The sequence below is a fragment of the Shewanella sp. 2_MG-2023 genome (assembly GCF_030548905.1).
In the GTDB taxonomy this organism is placed as follows: Bacteria; Pseudomonadota; Gammaproteobacteria; order Enterobacterales; family Shewanellaceae; genus Shewanella; species Shewanella electrodiphila.
In genome coordinates, this window is the sequence record NZ_JAUOSO010000004.1 from 202,479 (window position 1) to 226,218 (window position 23,740).

Below are 23,740 nucleotides of genomic sequence, written 5' to 3' on the forward strand. Positions count from 1 at the left end.
TCATCCGAACGGATCTTATTGAATAATCTTGCTTGGTATTAGCTAAGTGATTAATCAAAAAGGGCGATTAGCATGCGGGATCTATTTCGTTGACTCAAGAGGCGTAGATCACAGTTTAATCGAGCGGTGACTGACTGCGCTATTATTCAACAGTAATGATAATTCCCAATGTAATCTGAGTAGCCATAATGAGATTTTATAAAGCGGCAGTGAATGGTTTGTGACCAATCACTGCCATTGAGGATAAGTTAACACTCATACTCAAAGCCCTTCGGGTTTGGGCCGTACTGATTAGTTTCTTGCTCGCTATCGGATACGAGGAAATACAGTAGAACCAAAGCACCAATAAGCGGGATTAATCCAATTAATATCCACCAACCGGTTCTGCCAGAGTCATGTAATCGACGTACTGTAACGCCAAGCCCTGGTAAGAAAACTAATAAAGAATAGATACCGCTGAGCAAGCCGTATCCAGTCTCAGGGCTTAGTGTGCCAGTCATATTGTCAATTAAGCCCAATACAATGCCCGCAATTAAATTGAATAAAACAAAAAACCAATATTCTTTACGACGGGCTCTGTCTTTAAAGTTAATGTAATTTTTAAGAACTTTTATATACCAATCCATGAATTATTCCTTGTTATCGGGGGCATTGACTCAATTGAAACCATAAATAGACAGCATAGGTTTACCGCTTAAGTCATTAGTTATATCAGCATTACGCAGTGATGAACATGAATTGAACACATTAATGATACTGGTCTTTATTCCATTATCTTTGAAGATTAATGAACCAATATTTCACTATTTGCGTAGTGCACTTTATAATCAATTAAACAGGTGCCAAATGATGGATAATATGAATCAATCGGGAAGTATTGCAACGATAATTGGTGTTGCAGATGCCACGCATTATTTGGTGGGCCTTACTGATGCGAATAATAACTTCGCTGGATTAAATGGCGAAGTGGCTGGCGAGTGTGTTCATTCAATCGTTGAAGCCAAAGCCTTACTGAAAAGTCATGATTACGCTATCGCTCACCTTGAATATCAAACGGCTTATGATGAGATGTGTGGCTTAGATAATAGCGGTAAATACCAGCAGGTGATTAACCTGTGATTGAAGTTAACCAATAAAGCTAGCTTGATTCAAAACCAAGCCAGCTTTTTGTTAACTCGCAATTGCAGACTAACAGCACGCATTTATACGGTTTCTACCATCTGCTTTCGCACGATATAGTGCTGTATCGGCGGCGCAAAGTAGGGCGTTGGCCGTTCTGAACTGGCCGTTGACCTCACTGGCATGCCCCTGACTCACACTGACAGAAACCGAAATATCTAGGCCTATATCCATATAAGTCAAAGCATTAATATTTTGCTGAATAAGTTGAGCCGTGGCTTGTACTTCTGAGGTATCGCAATTTGGCATCACTAAGGCAAATTCTTCTCCGCCATATCTGGCGGCAGTGCAATTTTCATTGGGTAAAGACACTTGAATCGCAGCGGCAATTTTTTGCAAGCAGCGATCACCCATCACATGCCCATGGTTATCATTAAAACTTTTAAAATGGTCGATATCAATAATCAATACGCTGATTGGGTCGCCCTGTTCAATACAGGTTTTCCAGTGGTGTTTTAAGTCGGCATCAAACACACGGCGATTAGATAAATTAGTTAAGCAATCCGTTGATGCCCACTTATAAAGCTGTTGATACTCTGCGCGATACTTACTTAAATCTCTTATGATGATGCCAAATAAAGGTTCTGACATAGGAAAATGGGTTACAGACATTTCAACATCAATGGTTTGGCCATTGGACATGTTAAGCGTGGTTTCATTAGGTAGATGGTTTAGTGGTCTTGGCTCAAATGTTGATTCGAGAATCATCTGTTGATAATGAGACTTTTGAGGTTCGGTCAAATAAGATTGCCAGCGTTGACCTATTAAAGAGTTTGTAGAACTTTTATTGCAATCGAGCAATAACGCCACTGCGTGACGGTTAGCCATTTGGATATTGCCAAACTCATCAACCACAATCATCGCTTCCATCATGTAATCAACTAAAGTCGATAATGAGCTGAGCGCATTACCACCAAGCATGGTTGTGCTATGAGGAGGATTGAACCTAGTTTCCAACGTTTTATCAAAATGATTATATTCATTTGAATCAGTGCGTGTTTTATTTGCGGCTAGATCTGCAGCATTAGCCGTCGTATGTTGAGCTAAATTATTAGATAGGAACTGGGGTTCAATTTTTAATGGGTTAGCACTCGGAGGCTGTTCATTAGCGCCAAACTTGTAATGATAATTACCACTAAGCGTGTCACCAATGAACATATCCATTTTCACTTGAGAAATCTGGCTTAGCTGTTTCTCTGCAGTGGAAGTGAGTTCTAACATAACGAGTATCCTTACTAGTGTGTTAATTTCATCGCATTAGCTGCGTTTTCTAGTTAATACTCTATCGAACTCTGTTGGCGATAACCTTTCGCCAACCTTCCTTTTTAAGTGATTGTTATTTATTGTGTTTGAGTGGTAGTTAGCAAGCTGTACTTGAACCTTCTCCTCTATTAATCACTTGAGGATCTTCACTGAGTAATAAGAGTGAGTTATCGGTGTTTGTTAATACAAATTGAAATTTAGTGGTGCCAATAACTTTATCGAGGTCCATTAACTGGATAATTTTACCATCGCTGCTGGTGGTTACAGCATCAATAACACCGTCAAAAGGGGTTTCAAAAGCGGCGCCTACAAATTTTAATCCTTTGTCTGTTAAGTCATCTAGTAAGTAAGTAATGGTACTTTCACCAGAAACTTCGACAGAACCTGTGTCATTACTGTATGAAAAAGTGGGGACTTCATTTTTATCGATGGTAACGGTAACAGTGATAAAAGTGGCTTTGCCAGTGATATTTAGCATGATAATTCCTTTTAATTAATCATTATATTGTGGGTAGGTAAAACAAGTTGTGTGATAGTGCTGAGTTGATTTTCTGGTAGAGGTTCGCCTAAGCATTGCAGTGCTTTAAAGTACGGACTTGTGATTAATGGGTGTTTATTCTTTTGAAAGAGTAGTGCTAATCTTGTTTTGACTTCATTGCAGGTTGAGGTGTCATTGAGTTCAGGCTCAACTAGATTGTGCGTTTGGTGGATTAAAAGCTGACTTGAAGAGAGTAAAGCTTTGTAACTGATATTATCAGGGTGCCGACTGGAAATATCAGAAAATAAATCCACGGCAATAGCGGCGTATTCAGCGCTTTGTTGATATTGATTATGATTGAAAAAATAACGTGCAGATGCCAAATGATAATTAGCCCAAATTAACTGATTTTTTGAAGAGTTAATCAGCTGCTTATTTTCGCTCAATAAATTTGCTAGGGCCTCAACGTCATACTCCATACGATGCAGGTTTGTTTTGTTAACGACTTCTAGTAATCGTAACAATGCATCGAACCTGTCTTTTTGCCATTGTTCATTTTTCGGATCTTGAATTAAGGTTTTGTCGATAGTGTTTAGTCCTGACATAGCCACTTCAAAAGCTTTGTTGTATTTTCTTTGATAGCGGAGCAAATTAGAGTGAATATGGTAACTACCAAATAGTCGGCTAAGGGAGTAAGGGCTTAGGTTTATATTCGAATTAACTAAGTCCTGTTGCAGTTGTTCATGAAGCTTGATTCCAGTATTGATGTCACCTTGAGACACTGCCGCAGTTGCAAGCCATGAGCGAGTGTCGGCTATATCAGCGATAAGTTGGCTATTAGCCGAGTCATTAATTAAAGCTATTCCCTTCAGTTTTAATGATTCAGTGAAGTCATTGGTGGCTTCATGAAAGCGTTGTTGTTTTATCGAAATAGAGCCTAAGGAGTTATATGCGTATGACAGTTCCATCAGCGCTTCTGTATTTTCTGGCGCTAGGTCATACATTTTTTTACTGTAATTTAGGTATTGTTCAAACCAGACTTTTGAGGCTGTCCAGTCACTTTGGTCATAATCCAATTGCCCTAACCAAAACGCATTAGCCCCTAGGGTTTTAAGCAACTCAAAATGTTCAGGTTGCTCAATTAACAATGCGCTGAGCTTTTCTTTAGCGGCTAACAATGCTTCTTTGGCTTCGGTTATTTTACCCCGTGAATAAGCCACTTCTCCCATCGCCTCTAGTGTTTGCCCTTGTTGAAAGCGAGACTCAAAGCTTAAGCTGGTGTCTTTAAGGGTTGATGCTTCGCTATAGTATTCCAGCGCTTTTTTATTAATACCATCGAGTAAATCCATTCTGCCAATGCCACGCATTTTGTCGGCAAAATCTCCCACCATAAAGCCAAGTAGGTTTTCAGCTGCTTGTCTTTTTTGTAGTGCCATCTTCTCAGCTTCGAAACTTTTAATACTGGCTAAAATCGAGGTGATAGTGAGCAAAAACAGCAATGAGACGGTGAAGGTTTTTTGCCAGCGCTTGATCCGTTCATGTTTACTAGAGGCATTAATCAGTTCGATTTCTTGTGGCTCTAAATCAAATAACGGATTAGCTTTAAGTGCTTGCGCTTCTTTCAGTGGTTTACCGTCGGCAAGTAAGTATGCATGATGTTTATTTTCTTGCAGCCAACGGCTAGAAAGGTGCTGTAATCGGCTTTTAATACGAATACTTTGATTATGTTCGGCAATCCATGATGTGGCTCTTGGCCAGCGCCTTAATAAGGCTTCGTGCGCAATGCTAAAGCAGGGTTCGCCATTTTGTAGGCTGGAAACAAATAAACGACTATTGATCATCGCCTGGGTCAGAGCCCGTTCTTCTTTGGTGTGCAGTTGTGCCCAGCGAGCGGTGCGGCTGGTGATTGATGATTCATCTTCACGTAATGTGACCAATAGCGACAATACATGAGGCAAGCTGGCTTTTTGCTGCACAGTTAGCTCGGCAATGGCATCTTCGGCATTTTTACCTATTGCACCTTCTATCCCGCCAAGTTCTTGATAGACACTAAACAGTAACTGATCATCTTTGCTGCGTTTTAAATACAGTGCTTGGAGCATGTACTGCAGCATGGGGAGTGCATCAGGGTTACTGGCGGCTTCAGCGCATAATATTTCATCTAGGGGGGTCGCTGTATCAGGATCGCTGGTCCAGGTTAAATTGGCGGCAACAGCTGGCAGTCGGATCATTTGCAGTAATTCACTGCGAGTAGGCGGCGATAAATCAAAATGAGCCCCACGCCCTTTTCCTGTCATTAAACTGGGGTAGGCCACTAATAATGGGTAAAACTCATTACGGCAGGCACTCAGTACTAAAATGCAACCCGAGTTAGCTAATTGTTCGAGGATGCTGATGAATGCTATGCGCTGCTCTTGAGAAAATATCGGTGAAGATAGTAAGACTTCGAGGCGGTCGATAAATAAAGCAAAGTGAGTGTGGCGTTTATGGTTAGATTTTATCGCTTGTTTACATTGACTCACAATAGCTTGGGGCTCAGTAATGAGTCGATGAGACAGTGAGTCGGCACTGTCACCGTCAAATACTGGCAAATCATTGATTTCCCAATCGAGCATGACGCCAGCAAGTTCAATGAAGAGTTGCGATTTAGATACATCTGCAAAATCGAGACTGCCATAGGAGGCAAGATGCACGCCGTTGTAACCTGCGCCGACAGTGAGATTGGGAATAATTCCCGCATTAATTAATGATGATTTACCACTGCCGCTGGGGCCTAATAAGAGGCAAAACCCACGGCCAAATTTGACTTGCTGGCTGATGCGTTCGAGTAAGACGCTTATTTGCTTACTGCGTCCGAAAAAGACTTCATAAAAGTGTTCTGAGTAGGCTTGCAGGCCTGGAAAGGGTGAGCCAGATTTCCACAGCTGGTTATCGGCAACGGTTTCGTGTCCAATGGGAAAGTTAACATCGGCAATAGTACGATAGCCACGTTTGCGAATGGTTTCGATATAACAGGGCGAAGTGGCTTTATCGTCAAGGGCGCGGCGTAATTGATTGATGATTTTATGCAGTGGATTGTCGCCAATATCGCTATCTGGCCAGCAGTGATTAACAATATCATCGCTACTTAAGACTTCACCGCTGCGCTCGCATAGCAAGATCAGCACGTCCATTGCTTTGGGTTCAAGCTGTTTGGTTTTTTTGCCTAGGTTTACGCTATTGCTATTGGGGTCGACCTGCCACTCACCAAAGAAAAAAATCTCTTTTTTCATTATTACATTCCGTTGAAATCCCAGCTATTTGCATCATGCTTTGACTGCTAAATAATCGCAATTGCGTTTCATTAGCATTTACTTATACCAACTTATGGTTAGATATGTAACCACTTAAAGTGTGAAAATGTATAAAATATAGGCTTTATTTCGATTGGATTGTTAAGGCGTGCAGCTAGATGCACTGTTGAGCGGTATAAACGGAATGGTCGTTATTTAAGCTGATTGAGTGCTTTGAGCGTTAACGCTTCAGTGTAGGGATTAATTTTAACATGATTAGGACTCCAGCCTTTTACAAAACGTTGAAAATCAGCCCAAGCGATGGAGTAGAGAGGTCGCCAAGTCTGGACCAATGTGGTGGTACATATTTGGGGCTGATGCACTAAAGCACTGCTGACCAATGCGTTAAAATAATCATCCAGTAACCCAGAGATCTTTGCCTCACTTTCTGAAAATGTCAGTATACTACTGAGTAGCAGCGCCACATCCTTCATGCCACAACCCTTGCCTACATATTGAAAGTCCACTGCAGCCACTTGCTGGTGGTTTGGGCTAAAACAGAAGTTAGCCAGCTTAGCATCGCCATGAACTAAGGTTTGAAAGGGGCTTTGTTTTAGTAGGGTATCGATTTGCCGCGCTGCGGCTTTTAAGTTCGAGTCGGCTAATGCTGCTAACTCATCTGGTCGAGTATCTAAATGCCAATAGGTCCCTTGCTGCCAGAGCTTTTCATGTAAGTGGTTAGTTACTTTTTTATCTTGTTCAGTTGAATCTAGGTGCTGAACATCAGGATTTTGAAATAGAAATTGGCCATGAAAACTCCCGAGCCATTTAAGGCAAGCTTTGATGGCGGTATCATCAGCTCGAGTGAGGACGTTGTTAAAACCAACAGTGGCTAAGTCCTCAAGAATCAATAAGCAGTCATCGCCATCTTGTTCTAGATATAAACATTTAGGCACCCGATTATCTTGGCTACATCGGTTGGCGTAATCTTGATACCAATGAAACTCTACCTGGTATGACTTTATCTTGCGCTGGTGAGAAAGGGCTGTATTCCATCCTTTAGGGTGCGATTGTGCTGTGGTGCTATCTTGTGGGTCCATCATAGGTAGCTTGATGTGTTTAACAATCACGCTGCCATATTCCGAACTACACAAGTGAGCTCTGAACAATTCGCCGTAACCACTCCAAAGCGATTGAATCAGTTCTATTTGAGTAATTGCTGTCGCACCAGTTTGTTGTTTTATGGTGTTGAGCACACTTGAGTTAATGCTTGAATTAATGTCAGTTTCGATATTCATTCGACGAAAATAATCTCTCTATGGTCGGTATTGATGTGGCATTGATACGACATTGAAACGGTATTGGCGTAGAAATGAGCTAAACACTACTCAATAAACAATTCAATAAATACTATTCAATAAATATTGAGCAAATTGTATGTTTAACCGCTGAATAAGTGAAATACTTCTCAAGACTTAGGGGTTATGCATTGAACTTTGAATTAAATAGCGTAATTTTAAGGTATTGAAACCGACTGGAGTTTGGATATGAAGCCAGGCAAAAATGATAGCAAGTTACTGAAACTCGCCATGGAAATTGGTGAGGGGTATGCGAAAAAAAGAGGTTTTAAAGATTTTGGTGTAGGTATTTCGCCAAAAGATAAAGTGGAATGTATTTATCGTTTACTAGTACAAGATGGCTTGATACAAGCACTTGCCGAAGACAAAGATGATGGCCCTAATAGAAAGCATAAATTGGTGTTATGGATTTCAAAACAGCTTCCTCCAGAGCATCCATTAATGAACTAAATGGTGGGCTGTCGTACTAAAAAGCCAAGCGTCTGCTTGGCTTTTTGAGTTTTATTTGGGGTTATCTTTCCATCAAGGCTGCTTCACCATCAAGATTTAGCGACCATCTCGTTATCTACTTCTAATTCTTCAGGAGATTTCAGCACATCTTTAGGCTTAGTCACGCTACCGACTGGCGGATAAGCCACACTATCTTTAAATCCTTCGCGGGTGTCTTCACTGTAATTTGGAAAGGGGAGCTCTTCTTCTTCGATAAGCTGGCGAATGGTTTGCTCTGCCTTTTGCTGCGCGTCGAGATCAGCAGGCACCGCATTATTGAGCACCACATTTTGCCCTACTGGCGCAATATGGATATCCAGTGTTTTCATAATGTTCAATAAGTGAAAATTCAAATCTTCGGCAATACCAAAATATTCATTGATGTCACCAGTATCAATGTAAGCATTGACGTTGACCACAAAAGCGTCACGTTCAATCGCTAAAAAACGTGCTCGCTGGGCGATTTCTAATACTCTTGGATGCGATAAGAGTAATTTACGCAACTCCATCAGCAGCATTTGTAACTGCTCTTTGGAAGTATCGAGGCTAATTCGCAAATCATGCTTATAACGGCGGCGATCGATCACTGAAAAGTTTTCTAACTCTTGGGATGAAAATACTGAGTTAGGGATATGCACTACGGTGCGGTCAAGCTTACGAATGCGGGTTGAGCGTAAGCCGATTTCTTCAACTACGCCTAAGGTTGTGCCAAAGCGGCAAAAATCACCGGGTTTAATCGGCCTTGCTGCATAGAGGGTTAATGCGCCAAAGACGTTCTCTAATGGTTTTTGTGCGGCTAATGCAATGGCTAAACTGCCAACACCTAAACCAGTTAGGATTGTCGCCATATTGTAGCCTGAACTTTCAAACCACATCAGCGCGATAATCACTACTATGACCATTTTAAGAATGGCTACCATAGGTCTTAATAAAGCCACACTGTAACTTTTATCTTGATCATGAAGTTGCTTAGACTTGTAAGCAGAATAAAGCTCAACTAAACCCAAAATCAAAATGGTATTGGCAAGGTAGAGTAAGGTGCTGTTATCAAACCAAACTCTTGCTCGCACAGATAATCCAAGTGCTAAAGCGACATATTGCAGTAATGATAAGTATAAGAACCAACGCAGACTGCGGCCACAAAATCGGCTTAACCCTGCAATACGAGGCTCGAAGTGTTTGGCTAGACTTTTGGCCGCGATACTAATTAGCCCAGTGCCTATCCAACCAAAAAATATGCTTAAACTGAATATGAGTAATTGCCAGTTTTCCATGTGAAAGGCTTTAAATTCAGGTAAGAAGTTTGCGAGGGTTTCTATTTGAGGACTGTAACCGTATTCGTCCCAGAGTTCAGGGATTTTGGCGACGGTAGCGTTAGATATTTTCCAAACTTTACCGCCTTTTCCATCTGGGACATGCTGCATATAAACAGGAATTGGGCCGGTATTGGTTTCAAGTACGCCCAGTAAATCTCGGTAACTTGGGAGCTTATCGTTTAAGTGTCCTGTTGCTTGATCGCTGATTTGCGACAAGTCGATGATATTTTGCTTGTTCCATAAAATGGATAGCTTTCGCAGTAATTCAGGGCCGTCTTCTGGATTAATGCCGTTAGGTAAATAACGTAAGTCGACAAATTCAGCCGCTGTTTCCCAATCATCTTGCTCAACCGCTTGGCTTATGGCGATTAATGTTGATAGTGGCGTTTCACCATCTCGGGCAAGTATCAACCCGCCTTGTGCTTCGGCAATGGCTTCACTGCGTTTTTCTGCCTCTGCGACTTTTTTGAGATTAATGTCATCAGCGGCAACAGCGTTAAAGGGGGCACAGTGGAGTGAAATGAGTAAAACAACAGAGAGAACCCAGCGCCAATTGTGCATCATAATTTATCCCTAAAATAAGACCTGAAACACTTTCAAATATATGTGTTTTATCATCAGACTGCTAGCTCGAATTATCATAATTTTCACAAAGTTAGTTAAAGGTGGTTACATTTTTGCGGTTGATACTTTGCCACTTAAGGTAAAGCCACGCCTCCAGATAACAATTAATGCCTACAAGAAGCTGAGCATAGTGGTGTTTGTCGCAGGTTAAGTGGGTTATCTATTTCAGGCAGTTGTTCCTGATACCGTTCTTGCTGAAGAATAGCGACTTATTGAAAATAATAGACTTTTAATAATAGCTAAGTTGAATTTGATTAATGTTGAATCTTGCCTAGACTGAATCTACATAGCCTGAAACCACATAGCCTGAAACCACTAACACCCTGTAAAAACAAGAGCATCATTGTTTTAGCCAATACCAAACGCGACAAATTAAGTACGTTATCAGTTGAATGGAATCAAACTTAGACTCACAGAACAACATGGAGTTAATGAAGCATGAAAGCACAACAAATATTTTTACTTCTGGCGGCTGTAGGGCTCCTTCCTATCGCATTATCTTATGGTTTTTCTCCAGCTAATTCACTTTCATTTTTATTCGATATCAACGCAGAACCCATTAATGTGACTCATATTTTTCGCGCTGTAATGGGGCTTTATTTAGCCTTGGTGCTCTTTTGGGTGGCAGGTGCTTTAAAGGCATCCATCAGGCTTGCAGCTTTATACAGTTTGGTCGTGTTTATGCTTGGTTTAGCTGCAGGTCGCAGTTTGAGCTTATTCATTGATGGTATGCCACATTGGTTGTTGGTTGTGTATCTGCTGTTGGAAATTGGCTTTGGTGTAGTGGGCATTCAAATGATCAGAAAAACAGTATTAGAAGACGTTTAAGTTCTATCGCAAGTCTAGTGAGCTATTTGCTTATAAATCATAGCTTTTAATGTGTTAATTAATAATCAAATTGATGTTTAAACTAAAAGGTGACTGTATGAAAAGTATTGTTTCATGGGGAGTATTAACGCTATTCACTTTGGTCAGTAGCAGTGTATTTGCGGCAACGGATAAGCCAAATATATTTGTTATTTTTACTGATGATATTGGTATCTCAAACTTAAGTGCCTATCACAATGGCGTGATGAGTAGTGATACACCTAATATCGACAGTATTGCTGAAAAAGGCATTTTGATGACTGACTATTATGCTCAGCCTTCATGTACAGCAGGGCGATCTGCTTTTATGACAGGGCAACTTCCGGTGAGAACGGGAATGCATACAGTGGGCTTACCAGGCGGACCAGTAGGGCTGAATAAAAATACTCCTACTCTGCCAGAGATATTAAAATCAATGGGCTACATGACAGGCCAGTTTGGTAAAAACCATTTAGGTGATCGCGATGAGTTTTTACCTACAATGCATGGCTTTGATGAGTATTGGGGCTGGTTGTATCACTTGAATGCAATGGAATACACCGAAGACCCTGATTGGCCTACCGATCCAGCATTTCAATCATTTGCTCCTCGTAATGTAATCCATGCTAAATCAACAGGTAAAGGTAAGCAGTCTATTAAAGATGATGGACCGTTATCGATTGAACGTATGCGAACACTTGATGATGAAGTAAACAAACACACCATCGATTTTATTGAAAGAGCAGTCAAAGCCGATAAGCCTTTTTTTACTTGGTATTGCCCATCTCGAGGTCATGTTTGGACTCATTTATCGCCTAAGTACGAAAAAATGCTTGGCCAAAATGGCTGGGGGTTACAAGAAGTTGTCATGAAAGATTTAGATGACCATGTGGGTGAAATGCTAGCCAAAATGGAAGAACTGGGCATTGCTGATAACACCATCATTGTATTCACGGCTGATAATGGCCCTGAAATAATGACTTGGCCAGATGGCGGTATGACACCATTTCATGGTGAGAAGGGCACCACTTGGGAAGGCGGAGTAAGAGCGCCAATGTTAATTAGTTGGCCTGACAAAATTAAAGCGGGCCAAGTTAAAAATGGCATGTTTGATGGTATGGACTTTTTACCTACCTTGGTTGCAGCAGCTGGTGGTCCTAATGATCTGAAGCAGAAAATGTTGACGGGTTATAAAGGCTTTAAAGCCCATTTAGATGGTTACAACCAGCTGGGTATGCTGACTAAAGATGAGCCTTCGCAGCGTAAAGAGATTTTTTATTACGAACGTGATCGCTTACAGGCTGTAAGAGTTGGTGATTGGAAGGCGCATTTTGTGGTACAGAATAATGGATGGTCAGGAGCCAAAGAAGAGTTGAATGCGCCGCTATTATTTAACCTTCGACGTGATCCTTATGAACGTGCCGCTGAAGAATCTGGCATGTATCTCAAATGGATGGGACAAAAAATGTGGGCATTTGGCCCAGCGCAAGCTGCTGTACAAAAGCATTTAGAGACGTTTAAAAAGTGGCCGCCAATGACAGCTGATATTGGTTCAGTTAATAGTGGTGGCGTTGGGAATTAAAGGCTTTTACTCTCTTTCAATGTCTGCTTTAAAGGGCCTATATAGCCATTTCGGTTGGGTTATATAGGTCTACATGTTAACAAGGAAGGTTTTATGAAGCTTAGAAAGTGGCTAATTGTTTGCAGTACTTTGTTGTCTACAGCGATAGGGTTTACGTCAATAAGCGTGTTTGCTGATGACGGTTTCTCGACAACAGAAGCATCATGGAAGCACAGCGTAGAGATTTACGGGTTAGCGCTGAATATACGTGGCGACACCACTGTCAACGATCAGAATCTTGAGGTCGATGTTGATCCGCAATTTATTATGGATACCCTTGAAATGACTGCTATGGTGCATTTTGAAGGAATTCATCAGAATCAGTGGGGCTATTACATTGATTATAGTTTCATGAAGCTCAATGGTGAAACCAATAACATAATAGATAACACTAACAATTTGGTGCTAAAAGGCGATATTGATATTCGCCAAGGCGTATTAGAAGCTAAGGGCTTTAAACGCTATGAATATGGCGATAGCACACTGGATTATACATTTGGACTGCGTTGGTGGGATAACGACATTGATATGCAGTTATACCGCAAAGACAATAATGCCATTTTCAGTGAGATTAACTTAGAAGATGACTGGGTTGATTATGTAATTGGTATTCGATGGATGAATCCAATTAATGAGGATTGGCTTTTTTATGTTAGCGCAGATGCAGGTTTAGGTACTGATACTGACTTCACTTCGTCGATTATGACGGGCGTCAGATACCAGATAAACACTTGGTCTGATTTAAATATGGGCTATAAATCCACCTGGGTTGATTACGATAATGAAGATAATTTTGCTTACGATACCGCTTCACAAGGTTTTCTCATTGGTTGGGCTGCGTACTTTTAGCGAGACTAAATAGCAGTCATGCTTAATCACGTATCCATAAGAGCTCGACTTAACCATGTCTGAGCTCTTTTTGTTTTTAACATTACTCAGTTGGTAATGGATTACCTTTTAGAGAAAGCGCATAGCGTAAAAGAGTAAAATCATCCTCTTGGTATTCTCGGATAAAGCTCATGCCCAATTTTTCAATGATATTCACTGAGCCAAGATTAAGGTTAACAACTTCGCCGTAAATAATATCTAAATCCATATGCTTCTTAGCATACTCAATACAGGCAAGGTTAGCTTCTGTGGCATAGCCCTTACCCCAAAAATCTGGGTGTAAGCGATAGCCGATATCGACAGCATTTATCCTGGAGTCATTTTTGAAACCGCAAAAACCAATCACTTGGTTAGTGGCTTTTAGCTCCACAGCCCAACGAGCAAAACCATATTTCTGATATTCTGCTAACCAGATGTCCTGAATAATGTTTTTCGCATCTTCGATGTTATTACACATGCCTGCATCGCCAGTGTAGCGGTTGACTTCTTCTGAATTAAACTCAAGTACAGCCTTTGTATCGCCAAGATTAAATTCACGAATGATTAGGCGTTCAGTTTCGATGATTATTGTCACTTTATTTCCTTGGTTCTTGGATTGATGCACCTGCTCCAGATGCATTAGTGATGTCATAGTAAGCTTGATAAGCAAAGCGGCCGATGGCAATAACAATCAAAATAATAATGATCCGACTCATGGTACCTGAAGCCGTGGTGGCTTTTTGCATTTTAATTGGACCTTTTTTCTTGATTGATTTTTGGCCCTGATGTGATTGATTCGTCTGTTGCTTGTCTTTGTTAGATTGAGTGCGAACAGCAACGCCTTCAATTTGTGCCTGAACAGCTTTTATTTTTCCATCAGCAAGTTGCTCTATTACATATTCAATTCTGTCGCCAACATGTGGCTTTCTTGCCATATGCTTTAGGGTTGAAATATGAATAAAAACGTCTCTGTCACCTTCGTCTGGTTCAATAAATCCAAACCCTTTATTACTATTCCAGCGAACCAACCGACCAGTTTCCATTTTCACCAATGTTTTCCTTTTTGAGTGAGTGCATGTTTTAGCACACATTATAAAATTGCCAGCCACAATTGCCAGCCACTATGCTAGGTTAATAACACACCTTAATAAATATAATTACTCAAGTGCTTACTCTTTGACGGCATATTGTTTTTTAAGCAATACCTTGACCACAAAAAGAACAACACGCCCTAGTAAACAAGGAAGATATCATGAAATTATCAGCAGGTTTTGCTGTAATACCGAAAGCGTTATCCATTTCACTTGCCGTGGCGACTATGATTGGTTCGAGCTCGATTGTTAGTGTCTCAGCTCAAGCTGAAAACTTTGATGCATCGGTAATGAAATCTATGCCGAAACTTGAGCAGCTTTATACTCATTTGCACCAATATCCCGAGCTGTCTTATCAAGAAAAAAATACCAGCGCTCGAATGGCAAAAGAGTTAAGCCAACTTGGCTTTGATGTGACTGATAACTTTGGTGGTTACGGTGTCGTTGGCATTTATAAAAATGGCACGGGCCCAGTGCTGATGATAAGAGCTGATATAGATGGTTTACCGATTATTGAGCAAACGGGTAAATCCTATGCTTCAAAAGTGACAACACTAGATGAGCACAACAATACCGTTGGCATAATGCATGGCTGTGGTCATGATATTCATATGACCAGTTTTATTGGTACCGCTGAGCAGTTGATGAAGCATAAAGCAGATTGGAAAGGCACCTTGATGATGGTGGCACAACCTGCAGAAGAAGTCGGCGGTGGTGCGAAAGCCATGTTAAAGCAAGGTTTGTTCAGTCAATTTCCAACCCCTGACAATGTCATTGGCTTACATGTCAGTGCAGGTATTCCAGCGGGTAAAGTGGGTGTGGTGAGTGGCTACGCTTTAGCGAATGTTGATTCGGTGGATATTACTATTAAGGGCAAGAGTGGCCATGGTGCTTACCCGCATTTAACCATCGACCCCGTGGTGTTAGCAGCAAGAACCGTTTTAGCACTACAAACAATTCCTAGCCGTGAGGTTTCTCCGCTTGAGCCTAATGTTGTTACCGTGGGCTCCATTCATGGCGGCTCAAAGCACAATATTATTTCCAATCAAGTAAAGCTGCAGTTAACGTTACGTTCTTATAATCCTGAAGTGCGTGAACAACAAATTGCAGCCATTAAACGTATTACTAAAGGCATTGCGATAAGCGCAGGTTTACCTGACGAGTTAATGCCAGAGGTTTATGTGCATGACGATGAAACCATTCCCTCAACTTATAATGAGCCGCAGCTTGCTGCCAAAGTGCAAGCCAGTATCGAAACTGAGTTAGGTAAAAGAAATGTGGTGATTGCACCACCAGTGATGGCGGGTGAAGACTTTGGCCTATATGGCCGTACAGATCAAAATGTGCCAATTACGTTATTTTGGCTAGGAGCTGTTGAGCCTGCAGCATATCAAGCAAGCCTTGATTCAGGTGAGGGCTTGCCATCATTACACTCGAGCTTATTTGCCCCAGATTATCCATTAACGATTAAAACGGGTGTGAGAGCGATGACTCGCACAGCAATGGATTTGTTTAACCAAAAACAATAGTTGTTGCTGAGCCAAGCATGCCTTAGCTAGACAAATAACGTTATAATATTGGCTATAAGCAGGATTAACCTTTTCTGCGATTACTTTGGATATAGATAAAAAATATGATTACCTTTAGCACTAATGTTGGCGATATTTGCATTGAGCTCGATATGGAGAAAGCGCCTGTGAGTTCAAAGAACTTTTTGCAGTATTGCGAAGAGGGTTTTTATGAGCACACGATTTTTCATCGTGTGATTAAGGGGTTTATGATCCAAGGTGGTGGCTTTACTGCCAAAATGAAAGAAAAGCCGACACGGGATCCGATTGTTAATGAAGCCAACCGTGGCTTAAGTAATGTATTAGGTACCATTGCGATGGCGAGAACTGATGCGCCGCATTCGGCCACTGGGCAGTTTTTTATTAACGTCGGTGATAATACCTTTTTAGATCATACCGCGACCACCAACAATGGTTGGGGTTATGCAGTATTTGGTAAAGTGGTTGCTGGCATTGAAGTCGTTAAAGAAATTGAAAAAGTTAAGACGGCAACGATAGCGGGTCATGATGATGTGCCGAAAGAGGCTATCGTGATTGAAAAAGTTACCATTAGCTAAGAGGCTGCACTTGAGTTTGAAGGGAGTTAATTTGAGTCTATCTGAAGCTGATATATTGCAACTGACCCAAGCTAAGCAATTGCTTGAAAACCCAGGGCTTGCTGCAAAAATCACAGACTTTATTGGTACGCCAATTGAGAAAGGTTTTTCACTATTGCCTAAAAGTGTCAGTGGTGGAATTGGCAAAGTGACTCAAATGGCGCTGACTAAAGCATCTGATGCCGCGCTATTTACTATGAAAGAAGCGCCAGGTGAGCAGTCTTCTGATCGCTGGCATAAACTGGGTGTTGCTGTCAGTGGCGGAGTGGGCGGATTTTTTGGCTTATCTGCTTTAGCCATTGAGCTACCTATTTCTACTACTATCATGTTGCGGTCTATCGCAGATGTTGCTCGTAGCGAAGGCGAGCAACTTAATGATATTGAGACTAAGATGGCGTGTTTAGAAGTGTTTGCTTTAGGCGGGGAGTCAACTGATGACGATCAAGCTGAGAAAGGATACTTTGCCGTGCGCACAGTACTAGCAAACTCGATTGCTGAAACCGCTGAATATATTGCGGCTAAAGGCTTCAGTAAAGAAGCTGGCCCCATGATGGTTAAATTTGTCACCGTTATCGCTGAGCGTTTTGGCGTACAAGTCACTCAAAAGATGGCAGCTCAAGCTGTGCCCGCGATTGGCGCTGCGGGTGGCGCGATCATTAACACCTTATTTATCGATCATTTTCAAGACATGGCAAGAGGGCATTTCATTGTCAGGCGGTTGGAGCGAAAGTATGGTGGAGAGTCAGTGAGATTAGCCTACGATAGCTTGCTAATGACTGAGTAAATCAACAATGCTAGTCAATGAGATACGCTTGTATTGTGATGCTAATCTACCCCTCGATATCCTTCATACTTAAATCGTAACAATTATATCGTGTGAACTTTCATCAATCTTCGCTATCTTAATAATTAAGCAAACAATAATATTAATCGCTAATTGTTAAGGATAGGCTTTCAGGATGAATGTTTTTAATCGAGTGAGTTTGAATCAATTACTGCAATGCTGCACGGGTTTACTGTTAGTTGTGAGTGGCAGTGTCGTTAGTAACACCGCATTTTCTGATGAAATACCCTTTAAACCGCAATTTACGACTTTTCATATTGATGCCGATTTTGAACTGACTCAAGCTGTTGTCAGCGCCAATATATTGGAAAATCCAGGTAATGAATTAATTGCCTTAGGGGTTGATGATAACCACGACCGCTGGTTGGCTATTTATGGTTTTCAGCAAAATGAATTGGTGATGCTTGATAAAGTGTTATTGACCAAAGACATTTATAGTTTTGACGTCAATGAGCTTGAACAGAATACGTCTAAGTTATTATCAACTGAAACTTCAGATCAAGATGCTGAAAAAATGCAACAATTGTACTTTGTTACCGCAGACTCTTTGCTGCGCTTTGAAGAGTATCCAGCAACAGCAAACAATACTCTGCAACAAGACGAATTGAACTTGACTGATATAGACGATCCTTTATCTACCTCTGCTTCAAAAGTCCCCTCTAGTGCACTGATTAAAGTGGCTGATATAAACTCTATTGCGGTGACAAGCCGTGCTGATTTTATTTCCCGTGGGGAGTTTGTTAAAGATATCAATAACGACGATATCGCCGATATCATGATGAGTGACTTTAGAGATACTCAAGTGCTATTAGGCGCTGCTGATGGGACATTTATTCAGCAATCATTACCTTTATTACCTGTGGTTGAACTGAAAAATAATGGTGCTGAGTATAGCCATTCCAAGCTATATCACAGTGATATGAACTTTGATGGTCGTGACGATATTATTAAGGTAGGTGAAGGGTCGTTAGAAGTTTACTATCAACAAAATGATGGCCAGTTTTCAGCTATCGCTGAGTTCATATCCGTTAGTCAGCCAATCAGTGGTGTTGATTGGTGGAATAAGCGTGATGCTTATGGTAAGAATTTAGATCAAAGTGATTTGCTATACCGAAAAGTAGAGCGCATTGGCGATGTTAACGGTGATGGTGTAACGGACTTAGTTGTACGCTATACCAAAAGTTCAGGGGTATTTGATCGCAGCAATGACTATGAAATTTACCTTGGCGTAAAAGGCGATGACAGTATTTCTTTCCCTCGTGAGGCAGATACGATTATTAAGGCTGAAGGTACCCTGACTGGATTACGCTTTGATGATATTGATAACGACAATATTGATGAAGTGATTGTGGCTGGGTTTGATATCAGCATTTCTCAAATTATCAGTGCGCTACTTTCAGGCAGTATTGATCAAGACGTGCATGTTTTTAAAATGAACGAGTCGAGTCGTTTCGGCGCCAAAGCCAATGTGATTAAAGAAGTAGAGTTAAATTTCAGTTTAACTTCAGGTCAAAGTGGTGAACCCGTAGTGGCGTTAGCTGACATTAATGGTGACGGTTTTAAAGAGTTACTGCTTTCTGATGATAACGATGCACTGGATATTTATTATGGTCAGGCTGGCAATAATCCGTTTATTAAAAGGGCTGAAGAGTGGCAAATGACTATACCGGTCGAAGGCTCAATGTTATCTGCGGTCGATATTAACCTTGATGGCAAAGAAGATTTATTATTAAGGTTTGGTAAGCAAGATCCTGAGAACTTACAGCGTAGATTTAGTGTGTTGTTAGCAAACTAATCGTAGTGCTAAAGATCAACACGCCTTAGTAAGCACTCTTTAATTCACTTAACTAGTCATAGTAGCCAGTTTCCTTAACCATTAAGGATACTGGCTTTTTTGTTGCTGAATCATAGTTGTTCACTATAGTTTTTCACTATAGTTTTTCACTTTAGTTGTTCACTATAGTTTTTAACATGGTTTCCATCATATATTGGCTTAATAACTTAACGAATTAGCTTTCAACTCATGATAAGAGTTAGCTTTATATTAGCGAGTGCTGAAACTGATCTAGATCATAAAACCACTTAAATTATGTAAAAAGTAGTTTAGCTTTTTGGCGATGAGCGTAAACTGACCTTAAACATGTAAATAATATGCATGATTAAGTTTATCATCAGGAGAAAGGCAATGTTTTGTATTCAGTGTGAGCAAACAGTAAGAACACCAGCAGGAAACGGTTGTAGTTATTCACAAGGCATGTGTGGCAAGCTAGCGTCGACTTCAGACCTACAAGATCTACTTATCTATATGCTGCAAGGCGTCTCTGCATATGCAGTTAAAGCGCGTGAGTTCAACATTATTAATGCTGAAATTGACACCTTTGTTCCTAAGGCATTCTTTGCCACACTGACTAACGTTAACTTCGATGACGAACGTTTAATGGATTATGCCTATCAGGCGCAAGATTACCGTAACGAATTAAAAGCGGCTTACGAGCAAGCGTGTGCTGAAAAAGGCGTAGAGCCTGAAGTTGTTATTGCACAAGGTTCATTAAATCTTGCTGCTTCAAAACCTGAGATGCTAGAGCAAGCACCATTAGCCTTACCTAATCGTGGTGATGTGCATGAAGATATTCTAGGCCTACGTTTACTTTGTTTATACGGCCTTAAAGGCGCTGCTGCATACATGGAGCATGCACGCGTTTTAGAGCAAACCGATGCTGATGTTGCCGGTGAGTTCCACCAAATCATGTCTTTCCTTGGTGAAGATTCAGTTGATGGTGACAAGCTATTTGGCACAGCAATGGAGATTGGCCAATTAAACTATCGCGTGATGGCGATGTTAGATGAAGGTGAAACCAGTGCATTTGGTCACCCAGAGCCGACTGAAGTCAATACTAAGTCAGTTAAAGGTAAAGCGATTTTAGTGTCAGGTCATGACATGAAAGATCTTGAGCTTATCTTGCAACAAACTGAAGGTAAGGGCATTAACGTGTTTACTCACGGCGAAATGCTACCAGCTTTAGCTTATCCAGAATTTAAAAAATATCCGCACCTTGTGGGTAACTACGGTAGTGCGTGGCAGAACCAGCAACGTGAATTTGGTACTTTCCCTGGTGCAGTTGTGATGACGTCTAACTGTATTATTGATCCAAATGTGGGTGAATACTCAGACCGTATCTTCACTCGCAGCATTGTTGGCTGGCCTGGTGTGACTCACGTAGAAGGCGAAGATTTCAGTGAAGTGATTGATAAAGCCCTTGAACTTGAAGGTTTCACTTACGATGAAATCCCGCACAAAATCACCATTGGTTTTGCACGTAATGCGTTAATGGAAGCTGCGCCTACTGTGGTTGAGAATGTGAAGAATGGTTCTATTAAACACTTCTTCTTAATTGGTGGTTGTGATGGCGATAAGTCTGAACGTAGCTACTTTACTGACTTAGCTAAATCAGTACCAGATGACACCATTATCTTGACCTTAGGTTGTGGTAAATACAAATTCAACAAACTTGAATTTGGTGACATTAATGGCATTCCACGTTTGTTAGATGTTGGTCAGTGTAATGATGCATATTCTGCGATTCAATTAGCATTAGCACTGAAAGATATCTTTGAGTGTGACATCAATGAGCTACCGTTAAGCCTTGTTTTATCTTGGTTTGAGCAAAAAGCGATTGTGGTGCTATTAACCTTATTGTCGCTTGGTGTTAAAAACATCCGCACAGGTCCTACTCCGCCAGCTTTCTTAACTGAAAACTTGGCAAAAGTGTTAGAAGACCAATTCGGTTTACGTAACACCACTGATGTTGAATCTGATCTTAAAGCGATGATCAAAGCGGCTTAATACGCTGTTAATGGTGATATAAGTACTCGGCTTATATCACCATTTTTATGACTGTTATTTTTCCATTTCTCCTTCCATCATTTACCCAGTAACAGGTGCCTTATGAGCTCATCAGGATTTTCATTTTCAGCTGCGTTGTCAGCAGTGCAGTCAACTAAAGATTACGACAAAGCAGAGAAGAAGCCAGCCGCTGGTTTTTCAATGTCGAGTGCGTTAGCAAACACAGCTAAGAAGACTGTAGAGATTAAATCTGAAGTTGAGTCCGAAGTTAACGCTGCTCAAGTTAACGCTACTCAAGTTAACGCTACTCAAGCTAAAACAGCGACAGTAAATGATGATGCTTCACTACTAAGTGCAGATGATTGGCAGCGTGGCGATATTAAGCTTCGCTGTGTTGAGAAGTGGAACGAAACTCATGATGTAGTTAGTTTTCGGTTTCAAGGCTTAACACCGGTTAAGTTTAACTATAAGCCTGGTCAGTTTATTACCTTTAAGCTCGAGATTGATGGTGAAATAGTTTATCGCAGTTACACCATGTCATCTTCACCTTCTCGTCCTTACTCAATCGTAGTGACGGTCAAGCGAATTGCGGGTGGCAAGGTGTCAAACTTTGTTGCTGATAACGTCAACGAGGGAGATGTGGTCACAATAATGGGGCCAGATGGGGCGTTTAATTTAGTGGATATTCCTGCTACAAAGTACTTATTTTTAAGTGCTGGCAGTGGTATCACACCAATGTACTCTATGTCTCGCTGGTTGTTAGATGCCAGAGTGGGCAGTGATATTGCCTTTGTGCACAGTGCACGCAGTAATGACGATATTATTTTTGCTGATGGTTTGAGTTCGATGGCGCACCGTAGTGCCAAATTCAGTTTACATTACTTACTTGAAGCAGCTCCTGAACTTGTTGACGGCGTTAATCATACGGCGAATGATAGTCGTATGTTAGGGCGTTTAGATATCGATAAACTCGTTAAATTTGTTCCTGATTTTATGGAGCGTACAGTGTTTGTTTGCGGCCCTGAACCTTATATGGTAGCGGTTAAGTCATTGGTTGAAGCTAGTGGATTTGAAATGGAAAACTTCCATCAAGAGAGCTTCACCGGGGCGATAAAGTCAGACAAGCTTGTTAGTGATTCAAGCAGTGACGACAGTCGTCAATTCATGCTGAAAATAGCAGATAAATCGATTTCGCTTTCTACTGAGCAAACATTACTTGATGGTATTGAGTCTGAAGGGCTACCAATTATTGCAGCCTGTCGCAGCGGCGTATGTGGTGCATGTAAGTGCCAGGTGACTTCAGGGACGACAGAGTCGAGTAGTACGATGACATTAACGCCTGAAGAAATTGCCGCGGGTTATGTATTGGCTTGCTCTACGAAAATCACTTCAGATGTGACGTTAAAAATGTAACTTAGCAATAGATTGATATTTTTAAAGCAAGCATTCAGACGGTGTCTTTTTATGAGCCAATATCGAGAGCTATTAATCAATTTTATGCTGACTCAAGCTGAGATTGATGGCTGGCATTAACGGCTAAAGTGCGTTTTATTAAGTGTTCAATGAAGGTATTCACCGCTTGATTTTGTATCTTACCTGCCAATGTAATGATACTAAATTTAGCGGTAAGTTTAGGCATTAACTGTGGAGATAATGCTATTAATCTACCTTGTTGTATTTCTTTTCTAACTGCAATTTCGGGAGTTAGGGCGACCAGATCTGCATTCATTATTGAGTCTTTAATGGAGTGGAATTGATCGAAGCGAATCTGGCCACAAAAGTTATCTCGCTGCTTAAATAAGCCCTCGAACTGGTTAAGAATGCTGGTTGGTAAGTGTCTTGGTATTGCTAAAGAGTAATCTCTAAATGAATCTAAACTCAGTAGAGATAGTTTGGCGAGTGGGTGGTCTGGGCGGCAGCAAAAGACGACAGGGAATGGCGGTAGTTCTATCACGCTTAACTCATATTGATTATCTAAACCGTTAAAATCTGATTCAGCTACAAATAAATCTAATTCCCCTTCAAGTAACTGTTGAGTTAGTTCTTTCCAACCATCAACACTTAGCTCTAAGGTCATATTTGGCCTTGAGTTAATGTATTCTCCTAAGATTGGCCCGACTAGACTGTTTGATGGAATGGGGCTGGCGCCAATATTGATGGTTAATTCATTCTCCCCGTGAAACAAAGCGAGTGCCTGTAGCATGTCATCATGCTCTTTTAAAATAGCTTTTCCATGCTTTAACATCAATTTGCCTAGTGGCGTCATAGACATATTTTTAGAGTCTCGTAAGAATAACTTTCCTCCAACGAGCAGCTCTAGTTTTTGTAAACTTTTGGATAGTGTTGGCTGGGTAATATTTAATTCTTTTGCTGCTCTACTGAAATGTTTATATTCAGATAATGCTACAAAGTGTTTTATATTTCTTAATTCCATGCCCTACCTAATTTTGTTAGTTAAATTATTTATAATTTTTAGTTGCTTTA

General features: G+C 41.0%; 20 protein-coding genes. 11 read left to right on the forward strand and 9 right to left on the reverse strand.

Annotated elements, in window-relative coordinates:
- Positions 1–248: 248 nt before the first annotated feature.
- Positions 249–626 carry a DUF805 domain-containing protein gene (locus tag Q4600_RS06225; protein WP_303513854.1) on the reverse strand — a complete coding sequence of 126 codons (378 nt, stop codon included), beginning with the start codon at positions 624–626 and terminating at the stop codon, positions 249–251.
- Positions 627–849: 223 nt separating this feature from the next.
- Here Q4600_RS06225 and Q4600_RS06230 point away from each other — a divergent pair, with 223 nt between their 5' ends.
- On the forward strand, positions 850–1,119 hold the full coding sequence (locus Q4600_RS06230; protein WP_102527761.1) for a DUF6482 family protein: 270 nt from the start codon (positions 850–852) through the stop codon (positions 1,117–1,119).
- Positions 1,120–1,188: 69 nt separating this feature from the next.
- Here Q4600_RS06230 and Q4600_RS06235 read toward each other — a convergent pair whose 3' ends face one another.
- From Q4600_RS06235 to Q4600_RS06250, 4 genes are all read right to left on the reverse strand, one after another.
- Complete coding sequence (locus Q4600_RS06235; RefSeq protein WP_303513856.1) at positions 1,189–2,400, reverse strand: diguanylate cyclase; 1,212 nt, start codon at positions 2,398–2,400, stop codon at positions 1,189–1,191.
- Positions 2,401–2,539: 139 nt separating this feature from the next.
- Positions 2,540–2,920, reverse strand: a complete 381-nt coding sequence (locus tag Q4600_RS06240; RefSeq protein WP_303513859.1) for a DP-EP family protein — start codon at positions 2,918–2,920, stop codon at positions 2,540–2,542.
- Between the two features lie 11 nt (positions 2,921–2,931).
- Entirely contained in the window at positions 2,932–6,192 is a 3,261-nt protein-coding gene (locus Q4600_RS06245; RefSeq protein WP_303524364.1) for a winged helix-turn-helix domain-containing protein, read from the reverse strand.
- 212 nt (positions 6,193–6,404) lie between these two features.
- Positions 6,405–7,490 carry a phosphotransferase gene (locus Q4600_RS06250; RefSeq protein WP_303513865.1) on the reverse strand — a complete coding sequence of 362 codons (1,086 nt, stop codon included), beginning with the start codon at positions 7,488–7,490 and terminating at the stop codon, positions 6,405–6,407.
- A gap of 249 nt (positions 7,491–7,739) precedes the next feature.
- Here Q4600_RS06250 and Q4600_RS06255 point away from each other — a divergent pair, with 249 nt between their 5' ends.
- Positions 7,740–8,000: a DUF5062 family protein gene (locus tag Q4600_RS06255; RefSeq protein ID WP_102527766.1), complete on the forward strand. Its 261-nt coding sequence runs from the start codon at positions 7,740–7,742 to the stop codon at positions 7,998–8,000.
- Positions 8,001–8,089: 89 nt separating this feature from the next.
- On the opposite strand, the gene Q4600_RS06260 is transcribed toward Q4600_RS06255, so the two are convergent.
- On the reverse strand, positions 8,090–9,919 hold the full coding sequence (locus Q4600_RS06260; protein ID WP_303513868.1) for a mechanosensitive ion channel family protein: 1,830 nt from the start codon (positions 9,917–9,919) through the stop codon (positions 8,090–8,092).
- A 498-nt stretch (positions 9,920–10,417) separates the two neighbouring features.
- Between Q4600_RS06260 and Q4600_RS06265 the strand changes: the two genes are divergently transcribed.
- The 3 genes from Q4600_RS06265 (at position 10,418) to Q4600_RS06275 (ending at position 13,295) form a co-directional block, all read left to right on the forward strand.
- Positions 10,418–10,807, forward strand: a complete 390-nt coding sequence (locus Q4600_RS06265) for a DUF4345 domain-containing protein (RefSeq protein ID WP_102527768.1) — start codon at positions 10,418–10,420, stop codon at positions 10,805–10,807.
- Positions 10,808–10,904: 97 nt separating this feature from the next.
- On the forward strand, positions 10,905–12,407 hold the full coding sequence (locus Q4600_RS06270; protein WP_102527769.1) for an arylsulfatase: 1,503 nt from the start codon (positions 10,905–10,907) through the stop codon (positions 12,405–12,407).
- 93 nt (positions 12,408–12,500) lie between these two features.
- The gene (locus tag Q4600_RS06275) at positions 12,501–13,295 is read left to right on the forward strand and encodes a hypothetical protein (RefSeq protein WP_102527770.1); all 795 of its coding nucleotides are present in this window, start codon (positions 12,501–12,503) and stop codon (positions 13,293–13,295) included.
- 82 nt (positions 13,296–13,377) lie between these two features.
- Here the strand turns inward: Q4600_RS06275 and Q4600_RS06280 are convergent, their stop codons facing one another.
- Together Q4600_RS06280 and Q4600_RS06285 are read right to left on the reverse strand one after the other, a co-directional pair.
- Positions 13,378–13,908: a GNAT family N-acetyltransferase gene (locus Q4600_RS06280; RefSeq protein WP_241906400.1), complete on the reverse strand. Its 531-nt coding sequence runs from the start codon at positions 13,906–13,908 to the stop codon at positions 13,378–13,380.
- A 1-nt stretch (position 13,909) separates the two neighbouring features.
- Positions 13,910–14,356 carry a cold shock domain-containing protein gene (locus tag Q4600_RS06285; protein ID WP_303513969.1) on the reverse strand — a complete coding sequence of 149 codons (447 nt, stop codon included), beginning with the start codon at positions 14,354–14,356 and terminating at the stop codon, positions 13,910–13,912.
- A gap of 275 nt (positions 14,357–14,631) precedes the next feature.
- On the opposite strand from Q4600_RS06285, the gene Q4600_RS06290 reads away from it, so the two are divergent.
- The 6 genes from Q4600_RS06290 to Q4600_RS06315 all read left to right on the forward strand — a co-directional run bounded on the left by Q4600_RS06290 (position 14,632) and on the right by Q4600_RS06315 (position 22,669).
- The gene (locus Q4600_RS06290) at positions 14,632–15,933 is read left to right on the forward strand and encodes a M20 family metallopeptidase (RefSeq protein WP_303513972.1); all 1,302 of its coding nucleotides are present in this window, start codon (positions 14,632–14,634) and stop codon (positions 15,931–15,933) included.
- Positions 15,934–16,037: 104 nt separating this feature from the next.
- Complete coding sequence (locus Q4600_RS06295) at positions 16,038–16,529, forward strand: peptidylprolyl isomerase (RefSeq protein WP_153912574.1); 492 nt, start codon at positions 16,038–16,040, stop codon at positions 16,527–16,529.
- A 31-nt stretch (positions 16,530–16,560) separates the two neighbouring features.
- Entirely contained in the window at positions 16,561–17,352 is a 792-nt protein-coding gene (locus tag Q4600_RS06300) for an EcsC family protein (protein WP_102527774.1), read from the forward strand.
- Between the two features lie 175 nt (positions 17,353–17,527).
- Positions 17,528–19,207 carry a VCBS repeat-containing protein gene (locus tag Q4600_RS06305; RefSeq protein WP_229370748.1) on the forward strand — a complete coding sequence of 560 codons (1,680 nt, stop codon included), beginning with the start codon at positions 17,528–17,530 and terminating at the stop codon, positions 19,205–19,207.
- A gap of 390 nt (positions 19,208–19,597) precedes the next feature.
- Positions 19,598–21,256: a hydroxylamine reductase gene (hcp, locus tag Q4600_RS06310; RefSeq protein ID WP_248956148.1), complete on the forward strand. Its 1,659-nt coding sequence runs from the start codon at positions 19,598–19,600 to the stop codon at positions 21,254–21,256.
- Between the two features lie 102 nt (positions 21,257–21,358).
- A complete protein-coding gene (locus Q4600_RS06315; RefSeq protein WP_303513881.1) occupies positions 21,359–22,669 on the forward strand; it encodes a hybrid-cluster NAD(P)-dependent oxidoreductase in 1,311 nt (436 codons plus the stop codon).
- Between the two features lie 82 nt (positions 22,670–22,751).
- Here Q4600_RS06315 and Q4600_RS06320 read toward each other — a convergent pair whose 3' ends face one another.
- Positions 22,752–23,690, reverse strand: a complete 939-nt coding sequence (locus Q4600_RS06320) for a LysR family transcriptional regulator (RefSeq protein WP_303513884.1) — start codon at positions 23,688–23,690, stop codon at positions 22,752–22,754.
- Positions 23,691–23,740: the final 50 nt, after the last annotated feature.

Bases quoted from the DNA above. Each gene is read 5' to 3' on its own strand.
- Q4600_RS06265 (WP_102527768.1), top strand. From the start codon at position 10,418: ATGAAAGCACAACAAATATTTTTACTTCTGGCGGCTGTAGGGCTCCTT.
- Q4600_RS06245 (WP_303524364.1), bottom strand. From the start codon at position 6,192: ATGAAAAAAGAGATTTTTTTCTTTGGTGAGTGGCAGGTCGACCCCAAT.
- Q4600_RS06270 (WP_102527769.1), top strand. From the start codon at position 10,905: ATGAAAAGTATTGTTTCATGGGGAGTATTAACGCTATTCACTTTGGTC.
- Q4600_RS06275 (WP_102527770.1), top strand. From the start codon at position 12,501: ATGAAGCTTAGAAAGTGGCTAATTGTTTGCAGTACTTTGTTGTCTACA.
- hcp (WP_248956148.1), top strand. From the start codon at position 19,598: ATGTTTTGTATTCAGTGTGAGCAAACAGTAAGAACACCAGCAGGAAAC.
- Q4600_RS06320 (WP_303513884.1), bottom strand. From the start codon at position 23,690: ATGGAATTAAGAAATATAAAACACTTTGTAGCATTATCTGAATATAAA.
- Q4600_RS06255 (WP_102527766.1), top strand. From the start codon at position 7,740: ATGAAGCCAGGCAAAAATGATAGCAAGTTACTGAAACTCGCCATGGAA.
- Q4600_RS06230 (WP_102527761.1), top strand. From the start codon at position 850: ATGGATAATATGAATCAATCGGGAAGTATTGCAACGATAATTGGTGTT.
- Q4600_RS06295 (WP_153912574.1), top strand. From the start codon at position 16,038: ATGATTACCTTTAGCACTAATGTTGGCGATATTTGCATTGAGCTCGAT.
- Q4600_RS06305 (WP_229370748.1), top strand. From the start codon at position 17,528: ATGAATGTTTTTAATCGAGTGAGTTTGAATCAATTACTGCAATGCTGC.
- Q4600_RS06285 (WP_303513969.1), bottom strand. From the start codon at position 14,356: ATGGAAACTGGTCGGTTGGTTCGCTGGAATAGTAATAAAGGGTTTGGA.
- Q4600_RS06250 (WP_303513865.1), bottom strand. From the start codon at position 7,490: ATGAATATCGAAACTGACATTAATTCAAGCATTAACTCAAGTGTGCTC.
- Q4600_RS06290 (WP_303513972.1), top strand. From the start codon at position 14,632: ATGATTGGTTCGAGCTCGATTGTTAGTGTCTCAGCTCAAGCTGAAAAC.
- Q4600_RS06315 (WP_303513881.1), top strand. From the start codon at position 21,359: ATGAGCTCATCAGGATTTTCATTTTCAGCTGCGTTGTCAGCAGTGCAG.
- Q4600_RS06260 (WP_303513868.1), bottom strand. From the start codon at position 9,919: ATGATGCACAATTGGCGCTGGGTTCTCTCTGTTGTTTTACTCATTTCA.
- Q4600_RS06240 (WP_303513859.1), bottom strand. From the start codon at position 2,920: ATGCTAAATATCACTGGCAAAGCCACTTTTATCACTGTTACCGTTACC.
- Q4600_RS06225 (WP_303513854.1), bottom strand. From the start codon at position 626: ATGGATTGGTATATAAAAGTTCTTAAAAATTACATTAACTTTAAAGAC.
- Q4600_RS06235 (WP_303513856.1), bottom strand. From the start codon at position 2,400: ATGTTAGAACTCACTTCCACTGCAGAGAAACAGCTAAGCCAGATTTCT.